Genomic DNA, 24,516 nt, shown 5'->3' with positions numbered 1-24,516 from the left:
CCGCGGGCCGTTTCGAGGGAGATTCCCATGACCACCCTGTCCCGCTGGATGCGGACCCTGGCCGGCGCCGTCGCGCTCGGCGCCTCTTTCCTCGCCACGTCGGCCGCCTCGGCGCAGACCGCTGAAAACGAGTTCGACCAGGTCTTCGCGGCCGCCCAGAAGGACATCGTTCAAGGTCCGAGGGACGTCAAGCTGTCCAGCCAGGCCGTGCTGCACCTGCCGGACGGCAAGCTCTACATCCCGCAGCCGTACGCCGCGAAGCTGATGCACGCGATGGGCAACCCGGGCGACTACAGCGACCTGGAAGGCGTGGTCTTCCAGCGCGGCGACGACGGCTGGTTCGCGACGCTGCGCTTCGAGAAGTCGGGCTACATCAAGGACGACGACGCCAAGCACTGGGACGCCGCCGACATGCTCAAGAGCTTCAAGGAAGGCACCGAGGCCAGCAACGAGGAGCGCAAGAAGATGGGCGGCCGCGCGCTGGAGATCACCGGCTGGGCGCAGGAGCCGACCTACGCGGCGGACACGCACCGGCTCGTGTGGGCGATGAAGTCCCGCGAGGTCGGCGCGCCGGCCAATGAGCCGCAGGGCGTCAACTACAACACCTATGCGCTGGGCCGCGAGGGCTACATGTCGCTGAACCTGGTCACCGGCCTGGACGACCTGCCCAAGTACAAGGGCGAGGCGCAGCAGTTGCTGGGCGCGCTCGAGTTCAACGACGGCAAGCGCTACGCCGACTTCAACAGCAGCACCGACAAGGTCGCCGAGTACGGCCTGGCCGCGCTGGTGCTGGGCGTGGGCGCGAAGAAGCTGGGCCTGCTGGCGGTGATCGGCGCGTTCTTCCTGAAGTTCGCCAAGATCATCCTGCTGGCGGTGGTCGGCTTCGGCGGCGCGATCATGAAGCTGTTCGGCCGCAAGAAGAGCGAGACCGCGGAGTCCTGATCCCATGACCAAGCTGCTCCTGCTGCTGTTCTCGGGCGCCAAGTTCGGCAAGCTGCTGCTCAGCGGCGGGACCATGCTGCTGTCGGTGCTGATGTACGCGTGGATCTATGGCTGGCGCTACGCGGTGGGCTTCATCGGCCTGCTGGTGGTGCACGAGATGGGCCACTACATCGCTGCGCGGCAGAAGGGGCTGGATGTCGGCCTGCCGACCTTCATCCCCTTCGTCGGCGCCTGGATCGAACTCAAGGACCTGCCGCACAACGCGCAGACCGAGGCCTATGTGGGCCTCGGCGGACCGCTGCTGGGCACGGTGGGCGCGACCGTCTGCTATCTGCTGGCGCGCAGCTGGAACCTGGACTGGCTGCTGGCCGTGTCCTACGCCGGCTTCTTCCTGAACCTGTTCAACCTGATCCCGCTGTCGCCGTTCGACGGCGGCCGCATCACGGCGGTGCTGTCGCCGCGGATCTGGTTCGCCGGCGTGCCGGTGCTGATCGCGCTGTTCCTGTACCGGCCCAGCCCGATGCTGCTGCTGATCGCGCTCATGGCGGGGCCGCAGCTGATCAAGGCGTGGAAGTACCGCGCCGACTCGGAAGAGGCGCTGACCTACTACGCGGTGCCGGCGCGCGTGAAGTGGGAGTACGCGGCGTACTACATCGGGCTCGCGGCCTTCCTCGCGGTCATGACGCACGACGTGCACGAGATGCTCGGCGCGGCGCGCCAAGTGGGCGGCAGAGCCGTCTGACGGCGCCGCGCGAACGGCGCGCCGGGGGCGCCTGGTGCGATCGGTCTCGCTGGCGCGCTCAGGCCGTCGGGTCGGGCGCGCGATAGAACATCGTCGTCGGCGTCTTGCCGCCCTGCCCGCTCGCCCAGCGGAAATGCGGGCTGGCGGCCTGGTTGTCGACGACGATCATCTCGTCCTCGTTCACCGCCCGCAGCACCAGATAGACATGGTCCTCGCCATGGTGCCGCTCCGCGCGGCAGGTGCTGCCGATGTCGCCGGCCCGCTGGCTGCCCGGTGTGACCTCGGCCCAGCCGCGGGCCAGCAGCATGGCTGGCACGTCCAGGGCCCAGAAGAGGTCGGGCACGTCGAACCCCGCCCCCTGCATCAACACGGACAAGGTGATCGCGCAGCCATCGGCGGGATAGACCGTCCCGTCCTCTCTGAGCAGCTTGCGCGCGGCCAGGGCCTGCGCGGCGCGCAGTTGTTCGGGATCGAGCGCATGCGCCAGCAGCGCGATGACCTTGTCGTGGTCCGGCGTCGCGTCGGCATCGGCGCCGGCGGGCTGGGCGCCGCTGGCGCCGCTCGCGGAGCGATCGGCGTTCGGGGAGGGGTGGGAAGAGAAGCTGGTGGACATGTCGGCCTCGAAGCAAGAGGAAGGGAAGGTCGTCCGCCAGCCCCGATCAGAGGCGGGCGGCGCCTGCTTCAGTGACCTCGGCCGACCGGCCCGCTTCAGCCGGCCTTGCCGCCCTTCGATGTCTTCGATGCCTTCGCCGGTTTCAGCGCCGGGATTGCGCGAGCGGCCTTGGCCGCCTTCTCCAACGCCTGCTTCTGGCGCGGCCGCAGCCAGCCGAGCGAGAACCCGGCTCTCGCGGCGGCCGGCACGTCGCTGCTGGCCATCGCCAGCGCCAGCTCCTCCCGGGCCTGGGACAGGCCGATCTCGAGATCGTTCAGGCTGCCGAGCTTCTGCGCCGCCTCGTGAACGCGCTCAAGGAACTTGCCGCGGGCCTCCAGCGCCTTCTTCGACAACCGGCGGCCCTCCGAGCCGCCCGGCACCGCGAAGGCGAGTTCCATCGCCAGCCGCAGACGGCGCAAGCGCCGGCGCAGGTGATGGCGGCCTTCGGCGTCGAGCCGGTCGAAGCGCTTGAGCTGCTTGTCCGCCGCGGCGCGCCACAGCGCGATGCGCTCATGCACGAGGGACAGGTCCTGCTCCGACTCGGGCGCGTGCTCCGGCTCCGGGCGCGCGAGCCAGCCGATGATCGCGAGCATCCAGCCCTGGACCTCGCGGGTGTGGATCAGGCCGGCCACGTCGACGCGCGGCGAGACGGCGGGCTCCGGAGCGGCGGACGGACGCTCGGCGCGCCAGGCGGCGAGCATCGCGGCGCGCCAGGGCGCCTGGGCCTGCGCGTCCGCGTCGCGCGCGGCGGTGAGGCGCCGCGACAACTGTCCCGCGCCATCGGCGAGCGCATGGAGTGCGACATCGTCCTCGCCGGCCAGCAGCCGCAGGCCGGTGCGCAGGCGGCGCAGGGCGACGCGGAGCTGGTGCAGATGTTCGGGCTGATGCCGCCCGCTGACGATCTGCGAAGCGTTGCCCAGGACGGGCTCCAAGCAGTCGCGCAGCAGCACGTGCAGCGCGTCGTCGCGGCTCATGTCGCCGGTCCAGTGGATGCCATGCGACTCGGCGACCGGCGCGCAGTCCAGGTTGCGCGCGAGCAGATCGCCGCGCAGTGCCTTCGTGCGCAGTTCCAGCGACAGCCCGAAACGTTCGACGGCCCACTGGCGCGCGACCTCCAGGACCGCGCGCGCCTGGCCGCTCTTGAGCTCGATCTCGAGTTCGGCCACGGCGGTCGAGCGCAGCGTCTCGCCCTCGCCGGCGAGCAGCGCGCCGCGGTCGAGCGCGAGTTCGACCAGCCCGTAACGCGTGCGCAGCGGCCGTGTCAGGCGGGTGATGTCGGTGCGGAACAGCGCCTGCAGCGCACCCTCGGGCAGCGTCGCGAGCAAGGCCTGGAGCGCCTGGCCGGCGGGGTGATCGGCATGCCGCGCGACATCCAGCGTGGGGGTCTCGGCGCCGAGCGGCACGTTGTGTTCGAGCCGGGTCATGCCATCGGGCGCGGCGCCCTTGAGCGTCTGCACCCAGACCTCGCCTTCCCGGCGCAGGCGCAGCGCGAAGCCGGCGCGCGCGAGGTCGCGCTCGGCGGTGTCGAAGTAGGCGGCCTGCAGGCGTTCCTCCGCGGCGGCGGCTGACTTGCCGGTCCCCGCGACCCAGCGGTGCACCGCGGTCCATTGCGATTCGGGGATCTGGAAACGGAGCTCGATTTCGGTCATGGGGCAGTGTCGCATGCGAGGGATGACAGCAAGGCGGGAGGCGGATGGCATCGGGGAGTCAGCCGACCTTGCAACGCTACTCGTCGGAGGTCGCCGCGACGCGACGCGACGCGACGCGGGGAGCAAGAACTGCTTGCCACCCCACTATGTGGTGTTCTTTGAGCTCAGCAGGGATACCAAGCGCAAGCGCCGCCTCGTGCTGAAGGTGCAGTCGGCCTATCTGAAGGAACCCTTTGATCCGGCGCTGTCCAAGGGGAGGAAAGTGAGCTTCGCCAAGCTGCTGAAAGCCACTTTCCTGCGGCACCGTCTTCGGGCCTGAAAAAACAGACGGCCACCCGAAGGTGACCGTCGCACGCAGAGCTCTCTATCGCGTCACCGCGAACTCCCATTCCAGCTGGGACCCGATCACTCGGGCGGCGCTACCTCTTTCACTCTGCAAACGGGTAGATCTTGAAGGCACGCAGTCTAGGCGCATGCCCGATCACGCGTCAAGATTTCCGCCCGACAACATCGCGATGGTCTCCTCGCCGGTTTGCCCGGCGCGATCGAACCACAGCTCGGTCCCCGCGCCGGTCACTCGCAGCACGGCGAAGCCGTCGCCGGGGTGGTCCACCCACGCGCCGACAACGCATCTCAGGCGTTGACCGTCCGGGCCGTCGAACTCGAAGGCTTCCGGTGCGGCGAGTTCCTCCTCGGCGGTGATCGCGAACGGCCACGGCGCGTACAGCGCCGAGCTGTGCACCGAATGCACATGCACCCGCGAGGAGTCATCGCCTCCAACCGCCGAGATCTCCACGCTCGCCCAGCCCGAGCGGTGCTCATCGCCCGACAGGAACACCAGCCCCGACGCGCGATGCCGCCACACCTGGCCGAGCAGCTCATGCAGGCTGTGCGGATAGCCATCCCAGGCGTCCGAGCGCAGGCAGCTGGATGCGTGCTCCGCCGTCATCCGCTTGCGCGGCAGCGGCAGCGAACCGCTCATCACGAAACGCGGCCGGCCCGCGCTGCGCGCCAGCCACTCGCCGAAGGCATCCCGCTGCGCGACGGACCAGATCCGCGCCGTCGACCAGTTCGCGACGCGCCGGGCCTCGCGCTCGCAGCGCGCATCGGCGATGAAGAACGCCGCTCCGCGCCAGTCGAAGTCGTGCCACAACAGCCCGGGTCCGCCCACGCGCGCTCCGGCTTCCCATCGATGCTCCCAGGCCGCCTGCCGGGCCACCTCGAACCACGGCCCGTGGCCGTCATGACTCGCACCCGGGCTCGGCTCCCAGTTGTCGACGATCTCGTGGTCATCGACGCCATGGACGACGCGCGCCACCGTCGGCGGCAGCAGCCGCGCGGGGCCCGCCTTGAATTCGCCATAGCCGCGCGCGTAGCGCTCGACGCCGCTGCGCGAATCCGCCAGGCCGCCGCTCGCATCCGCGTAGATCTGGTCGCCGGCGAAGAGCACGAGCGAGCACGCCCGCCCCCGCGCCGTCGAGCGCGTGAATCGATGCAGCCGCGCCAGCGACGCGAGCGCGGGCCCCGCTTGCGAGGCGTCGAGCTCCCAGCCGGGGCTCACATCGAGCAGGCCCGGCGGATATTGGCAGGCGGCCAGGGCGAAGCAGACGCCGCCCGTGTCGGCCGCCGCGGCCTGCGCCTCTCCTGGCGCGGGCACGAACCCATGGGCCCAGCGATGCGGCGGCAGGTCGAGCAGCTCGTCGAGCGCGCCTTCCACTTGCGCGCGCAGTTCCTCCTCGCCGAGTTCATGCATCACGCCGTGATGCTCGCCCTCCATCGCGAGCGCGCGCGGCTCCAGGTACAGCGCCAGCAGCAGCAGACCGTCCATCGCGATGGCGGGGAGGTCATCGCCCCCGTCCTCCGCGACCGGCATGCTCGCCGCCGGCGCGGGAAAGGCCTCCACCGCCTGCGAGCCTCGCCACGGCGCGCCGGGCTGGCCAACGCCCGGCGGCACGAATGCCTCGATGCGCCAGGGCAGCGGCAGGCGCTCGTAGTCCCATCCGCCGCGCCAGCGCATCGGCACCCACAGCAGCCAGTGCGGCCAGCCGCGTTCCGGTCTCAGCGCCGTCAGCACCGGCACGCGGTCGCCTTCGGGCGCGCCATGCTCGACACGATGACCCGGCGCCTCCGCGCTGATCAGCAGCGCGCTCGGCGCCAGCCTGCGGAAGATCGCGCTCATGGCTGCACCTCCTCGGCCAGGAAGGCCAGCACGTGCGGGAACACCTGCGTCGCGACATGGCGCCCGATCAGGCAGTCCTGATGGCCATGCCCCGCGATCACCCGGTAGCGGTAGCGCCCCGGCGCCGCCTGGTCGTAGTAGTCCTTCAGCAGCTCCGCGCTGTCGGCGCTGCACAGGCCGTTGTCCTCGCCGTGCAGCGACAACACCGGGAAGGCCTTCAGCAGCGCCAGGCTCTTGGCCAGGCTGTCCAGGTAGACGCTCGCGCCCTGCCAGTCGGTGATCTCGTGGCAGCGCGCGAAGTGGATCGCCTGCGCGACCGTGTCCATGTTCAGCGGCCCGAAGTGGTCGTCGATGAAGTCGAACACCGCCTGGTCCACATTGCCAATCGCGAAGTCGCGCCCGTAGAGCAGGTCCATCCGGTGCCGCGTCGCCGTCCACGGCGTGCGCCGCATGCGCCATGGCGGCCAGGGCGGCGGGTTTTCCAGGTCGAACTCGTCGTCCGGGTACGGCAGGCTCGACAGCAGCCGGTCCAGGAGCTGATCGGCCAGCGCCGGCGCGCCCGCGGGCCGGAAGCTGAAGTCGCTCATCGGCAGGTAGGGCCGCACGTATTGCATCAACACGCCGCGCAGGCTGTTCGTCGGCGACATCACCATCAGCGGCGTCACCTGCGAGATCACCAGCTTCTCGATGCGGTCGCGCAGCTTCGCGCGCAGCGCATAAAAGCGTTCCCATGGCTGCTCGCGCGGCTCCAGCAGCGCCATGTGCAGCATCACCGAGCCCATGCAGTGCGCGAACACGGCCAGCCGCTCGCGGCCGGTCTCGCGCAGCACGCGGTCCACGGCCAGCGGGATGTCGTTGAACGCCGCCTCCTCGAAGGTCCAGGGCAGCTTCGCGGTGGGCTGGCCGGCGCTGGTGCGCATGTCCACGATCCAGACGTCGTAGCCGGCATCCCACAGCAGCTTCGCCGGGCCCGGCCGCACCGAGTGATGCGCGAAGGTCGTGCCGCTGGCGCTGTAGCCATGGATCATCAGCACCGGCATGCCGCCCGGGCGCGCATAGCGCGTGAGCCGGATCAGCACCGGCTCGTCGTCGTCCGGGCGCGGCGGCCGGTCCAGGTCCTGGCGCTGCGCGCCGGCATCGCCCCAGCGCCCGGCGGCCATCTCCGTCACCGCCGGCTCCGGCAGCCCGGGCACGGCGCCGGGCAGGCGCGAGACGCGCCGCGCCGGCGCCTCGTCGGGCTTGCGGAAGGTCCAGGCATGCAGGCCCACCGTCATGCGCGCGATGTAGGCCATCAGCGCGCCGATGTCGCGCACCGCGGACGGGATGTCGCGCGCCTGCCGGATGCGCAGCAGCGGCAGGCGCTCGCGGGCCAGATGGTGCAGGTCCAGCGTCAGCGTGATGGCGCGCTCGCCGGGCAGCGGCGCCAGCCCCGCCACCGGCTTCAGCATCATCCGGCTCAGCTGCGTCCAGGGGTTGCCGCGCCGCGTGTAGCTGATGCGCTTGCAACCTTCGAGGCCGTGCAGGCGCAAACCGGCCGCCCACTCCGGCAGCACGGCGTCCGGGTCGATGCGAACCCGGTAGCGCATCAGGCGCGCCTCGCCCGCATGGCCGGAAAGGTGCCAGGCATTGATGGCGCGCTCGCGCAGGCCCGAGCGCGCCGCGCCCGGCGCCTTCGGCGGCGTGCGGCCGGCGGCCCAGTCGGTCAGCCCCTGCCAGCAGTCGCGCACGCCGCGGTTGAGCGCCCAGGCCCACAGCCCGCGCGCATGCCGGCGCAGCGGGCCGGACGCCTCGCGCTGGAACAGCGTCAGCTCGCCCTCGGCCAGCGGCGCGGTGAACAGCGCCCGATCGTCGCCGCGCTCCTCATGCGACCACAGCCGGCCATCGCCGGGCTTGGGCCCGACCACCTCGAAGCGGCCGGAGCGGGTCTCGCGCGCCTCGAACACGCGCAGCCGGCTGCCTGGCGCGACGATCAGCCGCCGCTGCGGTCCTGGCCGCAGCAGCTCCACCACCGCCTTCGGGCGATAGGTCACGCACAACTCCAGGTACTTCACCGGCGATCCGGGCGCGCCCTCCCATCGCACGAAGCCGCCGAGGCGCTCGCGCACCTCGATCACCGTGGGCGACGCGGGGGAGCCGGGCGCGGCGTCGCGCGACACATCCCGGAACACCGGCCGTTCGCGCTCGCGCCTGAGCGCCACCGGTAACGGCTCGCCCACGCCCCAGGCCTGGACGAGCCGGTCCAGCGCCCGCAAGGCGAGCGCGCTGATCGTCAGCGCCGGGTTGATCGCGAGCGAGCTGGGCACGATCGCGCCGTCGAGCACGGCCAGTCCCTCATGCACCTGCGTGCCGTCGCCCGCGAAGACCTGTCCGATCGCATTGACGACGCCATCCGTGCCGCGGTCCCCCATCGCGCACCCGCCCAGCGGATGCACGCTGATCATCGGACCGCGCGCATCGTTGAGGAAGGCCATCTCCGCCGGCAGCAGCTGCCACAGGGGATTGCGCAGCAGCCGCGCGCCCTGGCCGCGCAGGCGGCGCTCCAGCGCCTCGTGGCGGCGCAGGATCGCGGGCTCGTCGCGCAGCCCGGGCCATTCGACCTGGAGCCCGCCCGATTCCTCGAAGCCCTCGCGCCGCACCAGCCGGCCCGTGCCGCTGTCGTGGCCGATGATCGCCAGCGGCAGGTAGCGATCCGTCACCGACGGACGCACCGCGAAGGGATCGGCGAAGTCGTCGCGCTCTTCATGCGGACCGGCGTTCGGGCGCGCGAGCGCATCGAGCGTCGCCGCCAGCGCGAAGCTCTCGTCGAACAGCGGCCGCAACGCGCCCGGCACCGCCAGATCCTCGATGACGTGATCCGGTCCCGCGTCGAGGACGCCGGTGATCGTCGGTCCGACCTGCCGCGCGGCGGCGGGCTGGTCCTCGTCGGCGACGGCGTGGACGGCGCGCGGCCCGTCATGACCGACCGCGATCACGTCGCCATTGGCCGAAAAGCCCTGCCCCAGCATCCGCGACACGGTCAGGCCGCGCGCGCGGGAGCGCATCAGGACCTCGGTCGATCCCAGGCTGCCTGCCGCGAGGATCACGCGCCGCGCGAGCACCTCGAAAGGCTCGCCCTGGCGGCCGCGCAGCAGTTCGTCGGTGTGCTGGACCCAGACGCGCCAGCCGACACCCGGGACCGGTTCGAGCCACTCGACGCTCGCGCCGCAGACCAGTTCCGCGCCCTGCCGCCACGCCTGCAGCAGCAGGCCGGTGTCGAGCGACTGCTTGGCCTCGTGGTTGCAGCCGGTCGCGCAGTCGCCACAAGCGATGCAGGCCCGGTGCCGCCACGCCGCCGCGCCGCGCGGCCCGTCCTCCATCGCGACCTGGATCCGCGCCGCGCGCGTGCGCGACCCGTCGAGCGCCTTCAGCGCCTCGAGCCGGCGTGGCTTGAATTGCGGCGCGCGAGCGCGCAGGCGCTCGATGGTGTTGTCGCCCGCCTCGTCCCGCACGCCGAGCAGGCGCTCGGCGCGCTCGAACCAGGGCGTCATGTCCTCGTCGAGGAAGTCCTGCGGCCAGCCCGGCGCGCGCAGCACCGAGGGATCGGGCCGCTCCATCACGCCCGCATTGATCAGCGAGCCGCCGCCCAGTCCGTTGGCCAGCGCGACGCACACGTCCGGCCCCAGCCGCAGATCGAAAAGGCCCTCGCGCCGCCCGCTCGGCGCATCCGCGCCGCTGCGCGCCAGACGCACGTGGCCCGGCAGGTCGGCGAAGCGGCTGGGGAACGCGCCGGGCAGGTACTCGCGGCCGCGCTCCAGCACGACCACCTCGAGCCGGCGTCCCTGCGCACTCCGCCGCCCGGCCAGCGCATGCGCCGCCGCGGCACCGCCATAGCCGCTGCCCACGATCAGCACGTCCACGGCGGACGGACCCGGCTCGGGCGTTCCAAGCCGCGCGGCCATCCAGTCCTCCAGGGGCCGCGACAACCAGCGCGTGCCCCGCGGGCGCTCCCGGGCCGGGCCAGCGGCGTCAGGCGGGACTGGCGGCGCCTCCGCGAATGGACGTGACATCGGAACCCTCCCTGCGCTGGTCGGCCAGCGCGGCTTGCATCGCGTGGATGAGCAGGTCTTCGGTGACCGGCTTGTGAAGCAGCGTGAGTCCGGCTTCGTGAGCTTCGCGCAGCCGTTCGGGCGCGGTGTCGCCGCTGATGATCAGGGCCGGCAGGCCCGGGAAGGCGCTGCGCAGCGAGCGCACGGCGCTGATGCCGTCCTCGCCGCCGCGCAGCCGCAGGTCGGTCAGCAGCAGGTCCGGCTGCTGGCCCATGCTCTTGAGCAGGCCTTCGCGCGTGCTGCCGGCCAGCAGCACCTGGCAGCCATGCGCGCTCAGCAGCGCGTGCATCGCCACGCGCACCGGCTCCTCGTCGTCGATCACCAGCACTCGCACCGGCGGCAGCGCCGGCCCGCGGCGCGGCGCGGCATCCGGTTGCACCTGCGCGATGTCCGCGGCGGTCACGTTCAGCATGAAGCTCGACCCATGCCCGGGCGCCGAGCGCAGCGCCAGGTGCAGGTCCAGCAGGTCGACCAGGCGCGTGACGATCGACAGCCCCAGGCCCAGGCCCTTGGCGCGATCGCGCTCCGGATTCCCGACCTGATAGAACTCCTCGAAGATGCGCTGCTGCTCGTGCTCGGGAATGCCCATGCCGGTGTCGCGCACCGACAGCCGCCAGACCTCTTCGTCCTGGCCGCGGTGGACCTCGATGGCGACCTCGCCGCGCATCGTGTACTTGATCGCGTTGTCGATCAGGTTGCGCACGACACGCTCCAGCAGCACCGGGTCGCTCTCGACGCAGGCCTCCGGCGGGCAGTCCAGCCGCAACAGCAGATGCTTGCGCAGGGCCGCGGGCTGGAACTCCCGCTGCAGCCGCGCCAGCCAGGGCTGCAGCGCGAAGACCTGGTTGTTCACCGGCACGACGTTGGCGTCCAGCTTCGAGATGTCCAGCAGCGCGTCCATCTGCGACGACAGCGACTGCAGCGCCAGGTTCATCTGCGTCACGATGACGCGGCCCTCGTCGTCGAGCGTGCGCTTGTCCAGCGCCGCGCCGAACAGCGAGAGCGTGTGCATCGGCTGGCGCAGGTCGTGGCTGGCCGAGGCCAGGAAGCGCGTCTTGGCCGCCATCGCCGACTCCGCCTGCGACAGCGCCTGGCGCAGCTGCTGGTTGTTCTTCACCTGCTGCAGGCGGATCAGGACGGATTCGGCGAACACGCGGTAGGTGTCGCGCGCCAGACCGGTCAGGATCAGGCCGAAGAAGATGATCAGCGCCGACAGCACCCAGTCCAGCCAGCGATGCTGGGTCCCGGCCTGGTGGAACAGGCCCCAGGCCAGCGCGGTGGCGATCGTCACCGGCCACAGGAACACCTGCAGCACGACGCGGTGGCCGGCGGTCGTGGCGACCGCGCCGGCGCACAGGCCCAGCAGCACGATGGTCTGCACCATGCGCTGGAAATCGCTCAGGAAGGGCGCCGCGGCCAGCGAGGCGCTGAAGACCAGCCCGTTGATCAGACTCAGCCCGACCGCCCAGCGCAGGCGCTGCTCGAGCGGGCGCTCATGCATCTCCGGCAGGCGGCCCAGCACCGCCCAGCGCGCGGCCAGCACGGCATACACGACGGCGAGCCAGCCGTAGGCCAGCCAGGGCGACATCACGTTGGCCGCCATCACCGCCATCGCCAGCGCGGCGATGCTCACCGGATACGGGACGCGCCGGCCCTGCTTGCCGATCAGGCGGAGCAGTTCGAGCTCGACGCTGGCCTGCTCGGCGCTGCGCTCACCCGGCATGACCGCCGCCATGGCCGGTGGAGACAGCGCCTGGCCGCTGCCGCGAGGGGAGATGCATGAGAGGTGTAAAGCTTGTTCTGGCGCGGCAATATATCTTGCCGGTCCTCTCCTCCCAAGCGTGACGCCTAGGCGATGGCGCCCATTCGATAGGGGCGCGCGCGGCGCAGGGCCCGGAAGCGCAAAACCGCCCGCGGAATCGCTAAAAAGCGAAGCGCGCATAAAACTATGCCGACCACCGCCACCCTTTCGGGCTTTGGTAGGTCGGCATAGCACTCCTCCCCTTGATCACGACGCTGAGGTCCAGGCAGCGCGCGATCGGTGCCCAGTATGCAAAGCCATCGAGGCTGCCGATATCCCCCTCAAGAGGGAGTCACGCAACCATTTCAGGCCATGCGAAGACGCGCGGGCGCTTGTTCCTCGCGCAGCAACTCCTCGAGCAGCGCCAGGTAGTACCCCAGCGGCGGCGTGCGCATGCCCGGCCGCTTGGCGAGATCGTCCCAGCGGCGCAGCTGCAGCGAGGCGCTCGCATGCGGATGCGCCATGAACACCAGCCGCTCCTGCGCGTTCATCGGGCCGCCCTGCAGCGTCAGGCTGTGGCGCGATGCGTCCGACAGCGCCGGCCCATAGGCCGGATCGGTGGCGACCAGGTAGCGTTTGGCCGCGACATGCAGCCGGATCGGCTCCAGCACATCGGGCCCCAGCCCGCCGGCGCGCAGCAGCGGCAAGGCGGTCAGTTCATGCTCGTCGTCCCGCAGAGGGGCCGAGGAAGCGCCGTCCATCAGTTGCCCGATGTCATGGAGCAGCGCAGCGGCTACAAGGCTATGCTCCGCGTGCGCCCACTCGGCCAGCTGCGCGCATTGCAGCGCATGCTCCAGGGCCGTGACGGGTTCCCGGCGCTCGTCGCCGTACTGCAGGTGACCGCGGCGGTTGAACACCGCTTCGATCTTGGCGATCAGGTCCATGACGAATCCTCGACGTCGCTCCCAATTCGGAGCGCTCGCAGTCTCGACCCGGCCGATGACGGATCTATGAAGCGTCGCCGGGGTCCGCATTCAAATCGACTGAACAGTGGCCTCAGTTCCGATGAATCGACGACGCAAGCCGCACACGGACACTTCGAACCGAACCGGACGCGCTGGCGTCCGCCGGTGCCTTCCCAGGACGCCCCAGGACGCGAACCCGCCATGACCACGCTGAACGACAACGCCCACGATCCCGACGCCGCGCCGACCATGCCGGCCGAGGCCGACATCGCCGCGCCCGCCCCCATGCCGATGCCGGTGCTCAAGACCCGTTACGACGGCGTGGCGATGGCCTTCCACTGGGTGCTGGCGATCGCGATCATCGGCACCTTCTCGGTGGGCTGGTACATGGCCGACCTGCCGTTCTCGATGACGCGCCTGAAGCTCTTCAACTGGCACAAGTGGGCTGGCGTGACGATCCTGGCGCTGTCGGCGCTGCGGCTGCTGTGGCGCTTGGCCCACCGCCCGCCGGCGGACCTGCCGATGCCGGCCTGGCAGAAGCTGGCCGCGCACGCGGTGCACTGGCTGTTGTATGCCGCCTTCTTCGCGGTGCCGCTGAGCGGCTGGGCCTATAGCTCGGCGGCCGGCTTCCCGATCGTGTGGTTCGGCGTGCTGCCGCTGCCCGACTTCGTCGGCAAGGACAAGGCGCTGGCGGAGACGCTGAAGGAAGTGCACGGCTTTTTCGCCTACGGCCTGGGCCTGCTGGTGCTTGCCCACCTTGGCGCCGTGGTCAAGCACGTCGTCCTCGACAAGGATGGCCTGTTGCGCCGCATGCTCCCGGGCCGCGGCTGAGCGCCGACGCCCCGATCGAACAACACCTGACCCCATCGCTCCCGACTCCGCAGAGGACCCCATGACCGCACGACTGGCCACTCATCTCTCGATCACCGCCCTGTCGGTGCTGAGCGCCGCCTTCATCCTGGCCGCGCCGGCGATGGCGCAGACCAAGCCCGCCGCAGCCGCGGCGGCCGCCCCGGCCGGCGCCGCGAAGCTGGTGCCGGCGCAGAGCGACATCGCCTTCACCTTCCGCCAGATGGGCGTGCCGGTGGAGGGCCACTTCAAGAAATTCGACGCCCAGCTCGCCTTCGATCCGAAGAACGCGGCCGCGGGCAAGGTGTCGCTGGCGATCGAACTGGCCAGCGCCACCATCGGCGACGCCGCCACCGATGCCGAACTGGTGAAGCCGGAATGGTTCGACACCAAGAAGATCCCCACGGCGACCTTCCAGAGCACGTCGATCAAGACGCTGGGCGGCGGCAAGTTCGAGGTGGCCGGCAAGCTCACGATCAAGGGCCAGGTGCATGACACCGTGGTGCCGGTGGCGCTGACGCAGGCCGGCGGCACGACGACCGCGACCGGCGCGTTCGCGATGAAGCGCCTGGACTTCAAGATCGGCGAAGGCGAGTGGAAGGACACCTCCATCGTCGCCAACGACGTGCAGGTCAAGTTCAAGCTGGCCATCGCCGGCATGGCGCCGCTGTGAGCCGGCTGCCGCGCTGACGGAGATTTCCGACTTTTTCCAACCGGTCCGGGTCCTCGCCCGGTTCCATTCCTCACTGTTCGACAGGACCCCACCATGATGAAGAAAGCCCTGCTGCTGGCCTCCCTGATCGCCGTCGCCGGCCTGGCGCAAGCCGAGACCGCGACCTACGCGATCGATCCGACGCACACCTACGCGACCTTCGAGATGCGCCATTTCGGCACCTCGACCAATCGCGGCCGCTTCGACAAGAAGGAAGGCTCGGTGCAGCTGGACAAGGCGGCCAAGACCGGCAAGGTCGAGATCACCATCGACATGGACAGCATCGACACCGGCTTCTCCAAGTTCGACAGCCACCTGAAGAGCGCGGAGATCTTCGACGCGGCGAAGTTCCCGACGGCCAAGTTCGTGAGCTCGAAGTTCAACTTCACGGGCGACAAGGTGTCGTCGATCGACGGCGAGCTGACGCTCAAGGGCAAGACCGCCCCGATCACGCTGAAGGCGGTGAACTTCAACTGCTACGACAACCCGATGCTCAAGCGTGAAGTGTGCGGCGGCGACTTCGAGACGACCTTCGACCGCACCCAGTTCGGCGCCGACTACGGCGTGGCCTACGGCTTCCCCAAGGACGTGAAGGTCGTGATCCAGGTCGAGGCGATCAAGCAGTAATCCCTCCGGGAAGACGTCACGCCCCATGCCGGAAGGCCCGCGAAAGCGGGCCTTCCGCGTTTCCGGGACGCCCCGGCCTGTCGCCGGACGATGCAGTCCATCCCGCCGTCCGCACGGCGCGTCGCCCGGCGCCCTGGCGCGGGAAGGGACTTGCGTACAGTGCGCTCCATACGACAGGTCCCCCTCATGAACGCGCCGTCCCCCGCCTCCCCCACCCCGCGCCAGCGCTGGAACAGCTTCCTGCGCACCGCCGAGCAGGGCTTCCACGCCTACGGCAGCTGGCTGGTGTCGATCACCTGGAAGCGCTTCGCGCTGCTCTCGGTGATGCTCATCATCGGCGCCAACATCCTCCAGACCCTCCCGCCCTTCTCCTTCAGCTGGCAACTGCCCGTCGAGACCACCGAGACCGTCCACTCCCCCAAGGACCTGCGCCGCGAGCGCGAACGGGCCGCGGAGAAGGCCGAGAAGGCCAAGGCGGAAAAAGCGCAGAGGGCCGAGAAGGCGCGCAGGGAGCGCGAGAACAGCGTCGCCAAGTCCTCCGAGGCCGAAGGCGCCGACACGGAGCGCGCCGCGGCCAGCGGCATCCAGGCGGACGACCTGGAGGGCCTGCGCTACGAAGTCCAGATCAACAAGAACGGCGTGCGCATCGTGCCGCGCAAGCCGGCCTCCGCGGCCAGCGCCGCCGCCAGCGGCCACGCCGCGTCCGAAGCCGAGGTCACCGATCCGAACCTGCCTTCCGTCGACATCCGCATCCCCAACGAGAAGCAGCGCGAGGCCGTCCGCGAGGCGGTGCGCGTGGCCGTCGACGACGCCAAGCGCGCCCTCGAGGACGCCGCCGAGGAGGCCCGCCAGGCCAAGGCCGACGCCGAGGAGGCTCGCGACGAGCTCGAGCAGGCCCAGCGCGAGACCTCCCGCAAGACCCGCTACCGCACCGTCCACCTGGGCGACTTCCTCGACAAGCTCGCGGTGCTGGTGGTGTTCGCCTCGGCGCTGCTGAAGGCGACCTACAAGGGCCGGCTGCAGGCCGAGGTCAAGGCCGCCAAGGCGACCGAGACCGCCGAGGCCGAATCGCTGCGCCGCCAGGTCGTCGAGGCCCGCATGGCCGCGATGCAGGCCCAGGTCGAACCCCACTTCCTGTTCAACACGCTGGCCTCCATCGATCACCTGATCGAGACCGATCCGCCGCGCGCCTCGCAGATGCAGAAGAACCTCATCGCGCTGCTGCGGGCCTCGATGCCCACCATGCGCGAGGCCAACGCCAACGGCGGCGTGCGCGACCTGGGCCGCGAGATGGCCGTCATCCGTCCCTATCTGGAGATCCTGCAGGTCCGCATGGAAGAGCGGCTCCAGACCCGCATCGACGTGCCCGACGGCCTGCTCTCGGCCGAGTTCCCGCCGATGATGATCCAGAGCCTGGTCGAGAACGCCATCAAGCACGGCCTGGAGCCCAAGGCCGAAGGCGGCAGCCTCACCCTCAAGGCCGAGATCGTCCACGGCAAGCTGCAGGTCGTCGTCGCCGACACCGGCCTGGGCTTCGGCCGCGCCGCGACCTCCGGCACCGGCGTCGGCCTGGCCAACATCCGCGAACGCCTGTCGCTGCTCTACGGCAAGGCCGCCAGCCTGACCGTGGCCGAGAACCAGCCCAGCGGTACCGTCGTCACCATCACCGTCCCCTACCGGACGTCCGCGCACCACGCGCAAGAGCCAGGAGCACACGCATGAAAACGCTGTTCAAGACCCTCCTCGTCCTCGGCCTCGTGCTGGTCCTGGGCGCGATCCTGCTCGGCTGGGGCGTGCTGCACCTGCTCGGCGACGTCCCCGGCGTGCACCTGACCATCGACGGCGACGAGGTGATCTGGTCCGGCATCGGCATGGCCGACGCCTTCGGCGCGGGGCTGGGCATGATCATCGCGATCGGCGTGATGTGCCTGGTCGTGCCGCTGGTGCTGCTGCTCGGCCTGGGCCTGCCGCTGCTGATCCTGGGCGCGCTCGCGCTGGCCGGCATCGCCGCGCTGCTGGGCGTGGGCGTGGTCGCCGGATCGCCGCTGCTGCTGATCGGCTTCATCGTCTGGCTGCTGGTGCGCGACCGGCGTCCCCGCGCCGTCACGCCGGCGCCCGCCGCGCCGCCCGCCCCCGCCGCGCCGAGCGAACCCGCCCTGCACGCCTGACCTAACATCGGCCCCCATGAGCGACACCACTTCCTCCCCCCGCGCCGTCCTGGCCGACGACGAGCGGCTGATGCGCGAGCAGCTGCGCAGCCGCATCGCCGAGGTCTGGCCCGACCTGCAGATCGTCGCCGAGGCCAAGAACGGCCTGGAGGCGGTTGAACTGGTCAAGCAGCACAAGCCGGACCTGGTCTTCCTGGACATCCGCATGCCGGGCCTGACCGGCGTCGAGGCCGCCAAGCAGATCGCGCAGCTCCCCGACGACGAGGACTGGACGCTGCCCGAGATCGTCTTCATCACCGCCTACGACCAGTACGCGGTCGAGGCCTTCGAGCAGGGCGTGTGCGACTACGTCCTCAAGCCGGCCGAGCGCGACCGTCTGCAGGTCACCGTCGAGCGCATCAAGAAGCGCCTGGCGCAGCGCAGCGGCGAGGTCGAGCCCGACGGTCCGAGCAACGGCACGCTGCAGCAGTTGCTGCACTCGCTGGCCGCGCGGGTCAATCCGTCGGGCGCGCCCAAATACCTGCAGTGGATCCAGGCCTCGGTCGGCCAGACCATCCAGATGATCCCGGTCGACGACGTGCTGTTCTTCATCAGCGACGAGAAGTACACGCGCGTGCAGACACCCACCGTCGAGGCACTGATCCGCAAGCCGATCAAGGAACTGGTCGAGGAGCTCGATCCGCAGGTGTTCTGGCAGATCCACCGCTCGACGCTGGTCAACGTCAAGGCCATCAACGGCATCAGCCGCGATTTCCGCGGCCGCCAACTGGTCGGCGTCCGCGGCCTCGACGAAAAGCTCGAGGTCAGCCGCAGCTACACCCATCTTTTCAAAGGCATGTGACGCGGCCGCGAATCGGGCGCTGCGCGTCGTTGCAAATCCTCGCCATAGCGCTGCTATCGCTGCGGTTTGCGCCTAGCGCAGCACCCGATTCGCGGCCGCCTCAGCGCAATGGGCCTTTGAGCTTCACGCCGGCTGCTGCCATCGCGCGGCGGACTTCGGGCGCGTCCTCGAAGTCGGAATCGAGCTCGGGCAGCACGGTCTCCAGGTCAAGCACCGATTCGCCATCACGCGGCTTGCGCGATGGCATCCGCACGCCCAGGCCCAGCGCCATCAGCGCGTAGAACAGGAAGGCGATCCGCGGCGCGTCGATCAGGCTGTCGAACAGGCCGACGATGACGAAGCCCGCGACACCGCCCACGATCGCCGGCGACAGCGGATGCTGCCGCCCCGCGCCGAAAGTGCAGCGCCACAGCACCGTCACCACCAGGCTCGCCCACAGCGCCAGGCCGAACACGCCCTGCTCGAACAGCACATGCGCCGGCAGGCTCTTCATGTGGAAAGGCATGTGGTACCGGTCGCTGGTGAAGAACCAGCGCGCCAGGCCCTCGCTGAAGTCGCCGTTGCTCAGCAGCGGGCCGTGCACGCTGTCGGCCATCGACACCGACGCCAGCTCCACCACGCCGCCGCGCCAGTTCTGCGTCACCGAGGCCACCAGCCGCCTCGGCGCCCACGACGGACCGCCGAAGTCCGCCGGCGCGTTGCCCAGCTTCAGTTGCAGCGTCTGCCACGCGCCGCCCAGCGGCAGGACCTCGGTCTCGCGATCGACGCAGCGCAGCGGATAGAGCAGGAACTTCTCGCAGATCTCCAGGCGCAGACGCGTCTTGAACTGGGTGCGCAGCACCACCGTCGCGGCGACCTCGCCCGCCACCGCCGGCACGCGCTGGCTCAGGCGGAACATCTCTCCATTCCCCATCTCATGCAGGCCGCTGGTCAGCGTCACGGTCGGACGCGGCGACGGCGCCAGGCCCGGCAGGCCGGAGGCGGCCGGTTCGGTGCCGCCGGGATTCAGGTGGTAATCGCCGACGCGCTGGTCGAACGGGCCGCCATTGGCGAAGCTCGCCGGGAAGCGTCCGCTGCCCTTGCCCAGCAGCCATTCATCCATCGACTTGAGCAGACCCAGGCCGGTGCGCCAGTGCTCGAGGCGGCCCTCGAAGTCCTGCTGGCCGGTCGACATGCGCTGGCCGATGTAGGCGCCGCCGCCCAGCGCCGCGACCACCGCGCAGGCGAGCAGGCAAGCCGTCCAGACCAGGCCCCGGACGCGCCAGCCGGCGCCGCGCAGATCGGCGCCGACGCGCGGGGACCACTGCGTCGCGATCCACGCGATCGCCAGCGCTGCCAGCACGAGGGCGACGGGCGCCATCGCCCTGCCACCGCCCCAATGCGCGGCGACCAGGCCCGCGCCGGCCAGCGAGGCCATCCACACCACGGCCAGCGCGAAGGCCTGCGGCGGCTGCGTGAGCCCGCCGCGCCAGTGCCAGCCCAGCGCCAGGCCGAGCAGCACCACTGCGGCGTCGATCAGGTAGGCGCCCTTGGGCAGCAGATCGATCAGCAGGCCGCCGCCGAGCGCCAGCAGCAAGCCGGGCAGCGGCGCCATCAGCAGCAGCGCCCGTTGCTGGCCGCGCGGCCAGGCGGCGCGCGAGGCCGGCATCGCCAGCAGCACGGCGACGCTGCCGGCCAGCGCCAGCAGCGCGCGGTAGCCGCCAGCGCCGAACAGCACCCAGGCCGCCACCGCCGTGCCAGCGATGACACCAGCGGACCAGCCGAGCGGAATCGCGCCGCTCGTGCCGGGTGCCGCGGCGGCAGCGGCGGATTCCGGCGCCAGCACGGCCAGCGCCTCGCGGCGCTGCACGGCCCACAGCAGCGCGCACAGCGTCAGCCCGGCGGGCACGGCCAGATAGACACCGCGCGAGAAGGTCGTCAGCGAGGCGTAGAACGCCAGCAGCAGCACCGCCAGCGCGGCCGCGAAGCGCAGCGGGCGCCGCTCCCCCATCGCCCAGACCAGCGCGAAAGGCAGGCTCAGCGCGAGCGCCCCGTCCAGCGACGCGCCGCCAACATTCATCTCCCAATAGAAGGAGGTCGTGCGGTAGTCCGTCGAGAAATCGAGCAGGCCGGTATAGATCCAGCGCTCCCACAGCGCCCCCAGCGAGGTCAGCAGCAGCACCAGCACCCAGGCCGCCCGCCCGAGCCGCTGCACCGCCGACGGCCGCAGGTCCGAGGCCTTCTGCCACAGCGGCAGCAGCAACAGCACCAGCGCGAAGCTCTTGCCCGCGCGCAGGCTGTTCATCGGCTCCTGAAAGCCTTGCCAGTACCCGAACTGCACGCCGCCGGCCTGCTCGAAGCCGCGCCACACCGCGATGCCGACCGACAGCGCGAACACCGCCATCAGCACCCGCACCGCGGCGCGCCAGCGCAGCGTGCGGTAGCGCCAGGGCACCGGCTTCTTCGACGGCACCGTCAGCGCGAGCGCCGCGTAGCCGCCCGCCGCGACGGCCAGCACCAACAGGTCCAGTTCCTCGAAGGTGATCCAGCCGGTCCACGGCGCGAAGCCGACCACCGGCACCAGGGCCGGCACCAGCAGCGGCAGCACGCGCCATCCGAAGAAGGACGCGACCGCGATCGCGGTCCACAGCGCCAGGGCGGCGAGCGGCTCGACCGGGTAATGCCGCACCAGCCAGAGCCCGAGCGCGGCACTGGCCACGGCGGTGGCCAGCAAGGCGAAGGACGAGGGGCGCCGGGGCAGGACGAATTTCATGCGCGGGACCGTCCCAGGCTGCTGGCGATGCACCACTGCGCCGGCCAGTAGCTGGCGAGCACCCAGAAGCTGGCCATGTCCAGCGGGCCGGCGAACTTGTTGATCGCCAGCATCGCGTCGGAGAGCACGAACAGCGTGCCGCCCCATGCGGCCCAGCGCGCCAGCGGCTCGTCCGCGTGACCGACGCTGCGGCGCCACCACGCCCAGGCCTGCGCGGCCATCGCCGCCAGGCACACCACGTAGACAACCACCGGCCCCTGCAGCGCCCCGGGGATGCTGGGCCAGAGCCGGCCCAGCACCGCCGCCGCGATGACGCCGAACATCAGGAAGGGCCAGCGCACCGCGCCCAGACGCTGGCGGGTGCAGAAGCCGGCGATGTAGCAGACATGCGCGATCAGGAAGCTGATCAGACCGGGCAGGAAGCCGGCCTCGGGCCAGAGCAGCGCGATGTCGCCCGCCAGCGACCACGCCAGGCCGGCGCGCAGCCAGCGCGCCAGGCGCGGCTCGCTCGCGCCTCGGTGCCAGGCGTGCAGGAGGATGAGGACGGTCGTCAGCGGCTTGAAGACGAAGCCCAGCGCGGGCGGCAGCTGGGCGGGCTGGGACAGCGCGAGGATGGCGACGGCGGCGCTGAGCAGGGTCAGGAGGGGCAGCGCGACAGCGGTCTTGGCGGCGGAGACGGTCATAGCGCCCGCATTCTGCCGTTTGCCGGCGGCGCCCATCGACCCCGTCCCGGTGACATGGCAGACCTTACAGGTTCGAAACGAAGTCGCCACCCCGGCTCAGAGATAGCCGCACTTGCGGTCCAGCGTCTGCAGGCGTTCATGCAGGACGTCCTCGGGCACGTGGAAGCGCTCGGCGAGCCGGCGCGCGCTGACCATGCCCTGGTTCATCAGCCGGTAGATCGCGACATCCGGCATCAGCAGCTCCAGCGCGAAGTGATGCGCCTCCTGTTCGATGCGGCGCGGACATTGCGTCGAGAGGTGGGGCCGGGTCTCGGGCGGCACCGGGCCATGGCCTAGCACGTGATGGCCCATCGCGTGCGCCAGCACGATGCGCCGGCGCCGCGGCTCCTCGCCAATGTTCAGTTCGATCACGGGGCGGTCGTCCAGGTACAGCAACCGGCCGCGGTACGGATAGGTCGGCTCCTGCGGCCCGCCGCGGGCGCGCACCTCGATGCCGGCGCCCTCCGCCAGGTCGCGCACGCTCACGGGCAGGTGGTCCGGATCCCCGTGTTCCCGCCGCAGCTCATCGGCGACGGCGTCGATCTCGCGATAGCGGCTGATGGGCAGGGCGGCTGGGGCGGTGAGGGGGGCGGGCTCGCGCGATGGCGGGAGCGATTCCGCAGCGGCGGGAACGGAGGGAACGGCGGGAACGGCGGACATGGGCGGTCTCCTCGGCGGGCGCAGAGGGACCGGATGCTAGGAAGCCGAGGCGGCCCGCGAAATGACTCGAACCAGTAAGAAACGTTCGTCCACCCCCGCCATCCGCTGTTCGGGTGACAGGTCTTGCCAATGAACCGCTGCGGCCCGCTCAGCGGTCGTCCCTGGCCGCCTGAGCCTGCTTCTCGGCCGTCGCGGCGGCCTTGGCGGCGAGCTGCTCGCGCATGCGCTTGAGCTTCTCGCGCGGGTCCTCCTTGAGGCCGCCTTCGTCGAGCTTCATCTCCGCGATGAAACGCGAGGGCACGCCCACCACCGTCTCGCGGTTCTTCTTGCGCCGGCGCAGCGTGGACACCGCCAGCGTGCGCCGGGCCCGCGTGATGCCGACGTACATCAGCCGGCGCTCCTCCTCGACGCGCTGCGGCGTGAGGTCCTCGTTCTCGGCCTTGAAGGGCAGCAGGCCCTCGTTGACGCCGGCCAGCAGCACGTGCGGCCATTCCAGACCCTTGGAGGCATGCAGCGTCGTCAGCACGACCTGATCCTGCTCCTCCTGGCGCTCGGCCAGCGACAGGATCACGCTGATCGTCTGCGCCACCTCGAGCAGCGACTGGCGCGGGCTCTCCGTGGTGATGCCGCCGTCGGTGGTGATCTCGCCGCCGCAGCGCCTGGCGACCCAGTCGACGAAGTCCAGCACGTTGCCCCAGCGGGCCTGCGCCACCTTCTCGTTGTCCTCCTGGTCGACCAGGTACTGCTCGTAGCCGATGTCCTTGAGCCACTCCATCATCAGCGCCTTGCCCTCCTCGCCGCCGACGGCGTGACGGGCGCGGTACTCCAGGTCGACGACATAGCGGCCGAATTCATGCAGCCCGTGCAGCGCCTTGCTCGACAGCGTCGCCTTGAGCGACTCCGCGAACAGCGACTCGAACATCGACAGCTTCCACTTCGCCGAGAAGTCGCTCAGGTGGCCCAGCGTCTGATGGCCGATGCCGCGCTTGGGCGTGGTCACGGCGCGCAGGAACGCGGGGTCGTCGTCCTGGTTGACGAGCAGCCGGAGCCAGGCGCACAGGTCCTTGATCTCGGTGCGGTCGAAGAAGCTCTGGCCGCCGGAGACCTTGTACGGGATCTCGGCGCGGCGCAGCGCCTGCTCGAAGATGCGCGCCTGGTGGTTGGCGCGGTACAGGATGGCGAAATCGGAGAACTTCGTCGTCGGATGATTGGCACGGATCGACTGGATGCGCGCCACGGCGCGCTCGGCCTCGTGCTCCTCGCCGTCGGCCTCGATCAGCGTGATGGGGTCGCCCTCGCCGAACTCGCTCCACAGCGTCTTCGGGAACAGCTTCGGATTGCTGCCGATCACGTTGTTGGCCGCGCGCAGGATGGCGCTGGTGGAGCGGTAGTTCTGCTCCAGCGGAATGATCTTGAGCTGCGGGAAATCGACCGGCAGCTTCTTCAGGTTCTCGATGGTGGCGCCGCGCCAGCCGTAGATGGACTGGTCGTCGTCGCCGACGGCGGTGAACATCGCGCGCTCGCCGACCAGGCATTTCAGCAGCTCGTACTGGACCGCGTTGGTGTCCTGGTACTCGTCGACCAGCACGTAGCGCAGCGTCTCCTGCCACTTGCCGCGGGCCTCCTCGTTGGTCTGCAGCAGCTTCAGCGGCAGGCCGATCAGGTCGTCGAAGTCCACGGCCTGGTAGGCGGTCAGCCGCTCCTGGTAGCGCTGCATGACGACGGCGGCGGCGCGCTCCATGTCGTCCTTCGCGTAGGCCAGCGCTTGCTGCGCGCTCAGGTTCTGGTTCTTCCAGAGCGAGATCGTCCACTGCCAGGACTTGGCCGTCGCCGCGTCGGTCGTGCCGCCCGCGTCGCGCAGCACCGACAGCACGTCGTCCGAGTCCAGGATCGAGAACTGCTCCTTGAGCCCGAGGTGCCGCCCGTCCTCGCGCAGGATGCGCACGCCCAGCGAGTGGAAGGTCGAGATCACCAGCTCCGAGCCCGCCTTGCTGCCCACCAGGTGGCGGGCGCGCTCGCGCATTTCCTGCGAGGCCTTGTTGGTGAAGGTGATGGCCGCGATGTTCTTGGGGCGGTAGCCCTCGGCCATCAGCTTGGCGATCTTCTGCGTGATCACGCTGGTCTTGCCCGAGCCGGCGCCCGCGATCACCAGGCAGGGACCCGCGAGGTGATGCACGGCCGCGAGCTGGGCCGGATTGAGCGTGGTCTTGGACATGGAACGTGCGGGACA

Annotated in this window: 19 protein-coding genes; 9 read left to right on the top strand and 10 right to left on the bottom strand. The window is 70.6% G+C overall.

Features of this window, described 5'->3' with window-relative positions; genetic code table 11:
- Nucleotides 1–27: 27 nt before the first annotated feature.
- Both ABDW61_RS02475 and ABDW61_RS02470 read left to right on the top strand, forming a co-directional pair.
- The gene (locus ABDW61_RS02475; RefSeq protein ID WP_343635856.1) at nucleotides 28–942 is read left to right on the top strand and encodes a DUF2167 domain-containing protein; all 915 of its coding nucleotides are present in this window, start codon (nucleotides 28–30) and stop codon (nucleotides 940–942) included.
- Nucleotides 943–946: 4 nt separating this feature from the next.
- Nucleotides 947–1,684, top strand: a complete 738-nt coding sequence (locus ABDW61_RS02470; RefSeq protein ID WP_343635854.1) for a site-2 protease family protein — start codon at nucleotides 947–949, stop codon at nucleotides 1,682–1,684.
- Between the two features lie 58 nt (nucleotides 1,685–1,742).
- On the opposite strand, the gene ABDW61_RS02465 is transcribed toward ABDW61_RS02470, so the two are convergent.
- Both ABDW61_RS02465 and ABDW61_RS02460 read right to left on the bottom strand, forming a co-directional pair.
- Entirely contained in the window at nucleotides 1,743–2,297 is a 555-nt protein-coding gene (locus ABDW61_RS02465; RefSeq protein WP_343635852.1) for a hypothetical protein, read from the bottom strand.
- Nucleotides 2,298–2,392: 95 nt separating this feature from the next.
- On the bottom strand, nucleotides 2,393–3,985 hold the full coding sequence (locus ABDW61_RS02460; RefSeq protein ID WP_343635850.1) for a CYTH domain-containing protein: 1,593 nt from the start codon (nucleotides 3,983–3,985) through the stop codon (nucleotides 2,393–2,395).
- A 133-nt stretch (nucleotides 3,986–4,118) separates the two neighbouring features.
- Between ABDW61_RS02460 and ABDW61_RS02455 the strand changes: the two genes are divergently transcribed.
- Complete coding sequence (locus ABDW61_RS02455; RefSeq protein ID WP_343635848.1) at nucleotides 4,119–4,304, top strand: hypothetical protein; 186 nt, start codon at nucleotides 4,119–4,121, stop codon at nucleotides 4,302–4,304.
- Between the two features lie 162 nt (nucleotides 4,305–4,466).
- Here the strand turns inward: ABDW61_RS02455 and ABDW61_RS02450 are convergent, their stop codons facing one another.
- The 4 genes from ABDW61_RS02450 to ABDW61_RS02435 all read right to left on the bottom strand — a co-directional run bounded on the left by ABDW61_RS02450 (nucleotide 4,467) and on the right by ABDW61_RS02435 (nucleotide 12,934).
- Complete coding sequence (locus tag ABDW61_RS02450; RefSeq protein ID WP_343635846.1) at nucleotides 4,467–6,164, bottom strand: alkaline phosphatase D family protein; 1,698 nt, start codon at nucleotides 6,162–6,164, stop codon at nucleotides 4,467–4,469.
- Complete coding sequence (locus tag ABDW61_RS02445) at nucleotides 6,161–10,102, bottom strand: alpha/beta fold hydrolase (protein ID WP_343635844.1); 3,942 nt, start codon at nucleotides 10,100–10,102, stop codon at nucleotides 6,161–6,163. The genes ABDW61_RS02450 and ABDW61_RS02445 overlap by 4 nt, the downstream gene beginning before the upstream one ends.
- Nucleotides 10,103–10,169: 67 nt before the next feature.
- Nucleotides 10,170–11,984, bottom strand: a complete 1,815-nt coding sequence (locus ABDW61_RS02440; protein ID WP_343635842.1) for a hybrid sensor histidine kinase/response regulator — start codon at nucleotides 11,982–11,984, stop codon at nucleotides 10,170–10,172.
- Nucleotides 11,985–12,355: 371 nt separating this feature from the next.
- On the bottom strand, nucleotides 12,356–12,934 hold the full coding sequence (locus ABDW61_RS02435) for an HD domain-containing protein (RefSeq protein ID WP_343635840.1): 579 nt from the start codon (nucleotides 12,932–12,934) through the stop codon (nucleotides 12,356–12,358).
- A 306-nt stretch (nucleotides 12,935–13,240) separates the two neighbouring features.
- On the opposite strand from ABDW61_RS02435, the gene ABDW61_RS02430 reads away from it, so the two are divergent.
- The 6 genes from ABDW61_RS02430 to ABDW61_RS02405 all read left to right on the top strand — a co-directional run bounded on the left by ABDW61_RS02430 (nucleotide 13,241) and on the right by ABDW61_RS02405 (nucleotide 18,152).
- The gene (locus ABDW61_RS02430) at nucleotides 13,241–13,786 is read left to right on the top strand and encodes a cytochrome b (RefSeq protein WP_343635975.1); all 546 of its coding nucleotides are present in this window, start codon (nucleotides 13,241–13,243) and stop codon (nucleotides 13,784–13,786) included.
- A 61-nt stretch (nucleotides 13,787–13,847) separates the two neighbouring features.
- Nucleotides 13,848–14,477 (top strand): YceI family protein, encoded by a 630-nt coding sequence (locus tag ABDW61_RS02425; RefSeq protein ID WP_343635838.1) that lies wholly within the window; start codon nucleotides 13,848–13,850, stop codon nucleotides 14,475–14,477.
- 96 nt (nucleotides 14,478–14,573) lie between these two features.
- Complete coding sequence (locus ABDW61_RS02420) at nucleotides 14,574–15,143, top strand: YceI family protein (protein ID WP_343635973.1); 570 nt, start codon at nucleotides 14,574–14,576, stop codon at nucleotides 15,141–15,143.
- A gap of 186 nt (nucleotides 15,144–15,329) precedes the next feature.
- On the top strand, nucleotides 15,330–16,865 hold the full coding sequence (locus tag ABDW61_RS02415; RefSeq protein ID WP_343635836.1) for a histidine kinase: 1,536 nt from the start codon (nucleotides 15,330–15,332) through the stop codon (nucleotides 16,863–16,865).
- Nucleotides 16,862–17,311: a hypothetical protein gene (locus ABDW61_RS02410; protein WP_343635834.1), complete on the top strand. Its 450-nt coding sequence runs from the start codon at nucleotides 16,862–16,864 to the stop codon at nucleotides 17,309–17,311. The genes ABDW61_RS02415 and ABDW61_RS02410 overlap by 4 nt, the downstream gene beginning before the upstream one ends.
- 16 nt (nucleotides 17,312–17,327) lie before the next feature.
- Nucleotides 17,328–18,152 (top strand): LytTR family DNA-binding domain-containing protein, encoded by an 825-nt coding sequence (locus ABDW61_RS02405; RefSeq protein ID WP_343635832.1) that lies wholly within the window; start codon nucleotides 17,328–17,330, stop codon nucleotides 18,150–18,152.
- Nucleotides 18,153–18,252: 100 nt separating this feature from the next.
- Here the strand turns inward: ABDW61_RS02405 and ABDW61_RS02400 are convergent, their stop codons facing one another.
- The 4 genes from ABDW61_RS02400 to ABDW61_RS02385 form a co-directional block, all read right to left on the bottom strand.
- Complete coding sequence (locus ABDW61_RS02400) at nucleotides 18,253–20,904, bottom strand: hypothetical protein (RefSeq protein ID WP_343635830.1); 2,652 nt, start codon at nucleotides 20,902–20,904, stop codon at nucleotides 18,253–18,255.
- Nucleotides 20,901–21,587, bottom strand: coding sequence for a lysoplasmalogenase (locus ABDW61_RS02395; RefSeq protein ID WP_343635828.1), 687 nt, complete (start codon nucleotides 21,585–21,587; stop codon nucleotides 20,901–20,903). Before ABDW61_RS02395 ends, ABDW61_RS02400 begins: the two co-directional genes overlap by 4 nt.
- A gap of 96 nt (nucleotides 21,588–21,683) precedes the next feature.
- The gene (locus tag ABDW61_RS02390; protein WP_343635826.1) at nucleotides 21,684–22,286 is read right to left on the bottom strand and encodes an ImmA/IrrE family metallo-endopeptidase; all 603 of its coding nucleotides are present in this window, start codon (nucleotides 22,284–22,286) and stop codon (nucleotides 21,684–21,686) included.
- Between the two features lie 148 nt (nucleotides 22,287–22,434).
- Nucleotides 22,435–24,501, bottom strand: a complete 2,067-nt coding sequence (locus ABDW61_RS02385) for a UvrD-helicase domain-containing protein (RefSeq protein ID WP_343635824.1) — start codon at nucleotides 24,499–24,501, stop codon at nucleotides 22,435–22,437.
- Nucleotides 24,502–24,516: the final 15 nt, after the last annotated feature.

Origin of the sequence: Roseateles sp., assembly GCF_039595595.1 — a bacterium.
Lineage (GTDB): Bacteria > Pseudomonadota > Gammaproteobacteria > Burkholderiales > Burkholderiaceae_C > Roseateles.
Note: the sequence above shows the minus strand (reverse complement) of the source record. Positions and strands in the feature narration are given on the sequence as shown.

Excerpts from the sequence above, each read along its gene's own strand:
- ABDW61_RS02465 (WP_343635852.1), bottom strand. The coding sequence starts at position 2,297 with ATGTCCACCAGCTTCTCTTCCCACCCCTCCCCGAACGCCGATCGCTCC.
- ABDW61_RS02400 (WP_343635830.1), bottom strand. The coding sequence starts at position 20,904 with ATGAAATTCGTCCTGCCCCGGCGCCCCTCGTCCTTCGCCTTGCTGGCC.
- ABDW61_RS02440 (WP_343635842.1), bottom strand. The coding sequence starts at position 11,984 with ATGGCGGCGGTCATGCCGGGTGAGCGCAGCGCCGAGCAGGCCAGCGTC.
- ABDW61_RS02415 (WP_343635836.1), top strand. The coding sequence starts at position 15,330 with ATGAACGCGCCGTCCCCCGCCTCCCCCACCCCGCGCCAGCGCTGGAAC.
- ABDW61_RS02435 (WP_343635840.1), bottom strand. The coding sequence starts at position 12,934 with ATGGACCTGATCGCCAAGATCGAAGCGGTGTTCAACCGCCGCGGTCAC.
- ABDW61_RS02450 (WP_343635846.1), bottom strand. The coding sequence starts at position 6,164 with ATGAGCGCGATCTTCCGCAGGCTGGCGCCGAGCGCGCTGCTGATCAGC.
- ABDW61_RS02475 (WP_343635856.1), top strand. The coding sequence starts at position 28 with ATGACCACCCTGTCCCGCTGGATGCGGACCCTGGCCGGCGCCGTCGCG.
- ABDW61_RS02405 (WP_343635832.1), top strand. The coding sequence starts at position 17,328 with ATGAGCGACACCACTTCCTCCCCCCGCGCCGTCCTGGCCGACGACGAG.
- ABDW61_RS02470 (WP_343635854.1), top strand. The coding sequence starts at position 947 with ATGACCAAGCTGCTCCTGCTGCTGTTCTCGGGCGCCAAGTTCGGCAAG.
- ABDW61_RS02420 (WP_343635973.1), top strand. The coding sequence starts at position 14,574 with ATGAAGAAAGCCCTGCTGCTGGCCTCCCTGATCGCCGTCGCCGGCCTG.
- ABDW61_RS02425 (WP_343635838.1), top strand. The coding sequence starts at position 13,848 with ATGACCGCACGACTGGCCACTCATCTCTCGATCACCGCCCTGTCGGTG.
- ABDW61_RS02430 (WP_343635975.1), top strand. The coding sequence starts at position 13,241 with ATGCCGATGCCGGTGCTCAAGACCCGTTACGACGGCGTGGCGATGGCC.
- ABDW61_RS02460 (WP_343635850.1), bottom strand. The coding sequence starts at position 3,985 with ATGACCGAAATCGAGCTCCGTTTCCAGATCCCCGAATCGCAATGGACC.
- ABDW61_RS02390 (WP_343635826.1), bottom strand. The coding sequence starts at position 22,286 with ATGTCCGCCGTTCCCGCCGTTCCCTCCGTTCCCGCCGCTGCGGAATCG.
- ABDW61_RS02385 (WP_343635824.1), bottom strand. The coding sequence starts at position 24,501 with ATGTCCAAGACCACGCTCAATCCGGCCCAGCTCGCGGCCGTGCATCAC.
- ABDW61_RS02395 (WP_343635828.1), bottom strand. The coding sequence starts at position 21,587 with ATGACCGTCTCCGCCGCCAAGACCGCTGTCGCGCTGCCCCTCCTGACC.
- ABDW61_RS02410 (WP_343635834.1), top strand. The coding sequence starts at position 16,862 with ATGAAAACGCTGTTCAAGACCCTCCTCGTCCTCGGCCTCGTGCTGGTC.
- ABDW61_RS02445 (WP_343635844.1), bottom strand. The coding sequence starts at position 10,102 with ATGGCCGCGCGGCTTGGAACGCCCGAGCCGGGTCCGTCCGCCGTGGAC.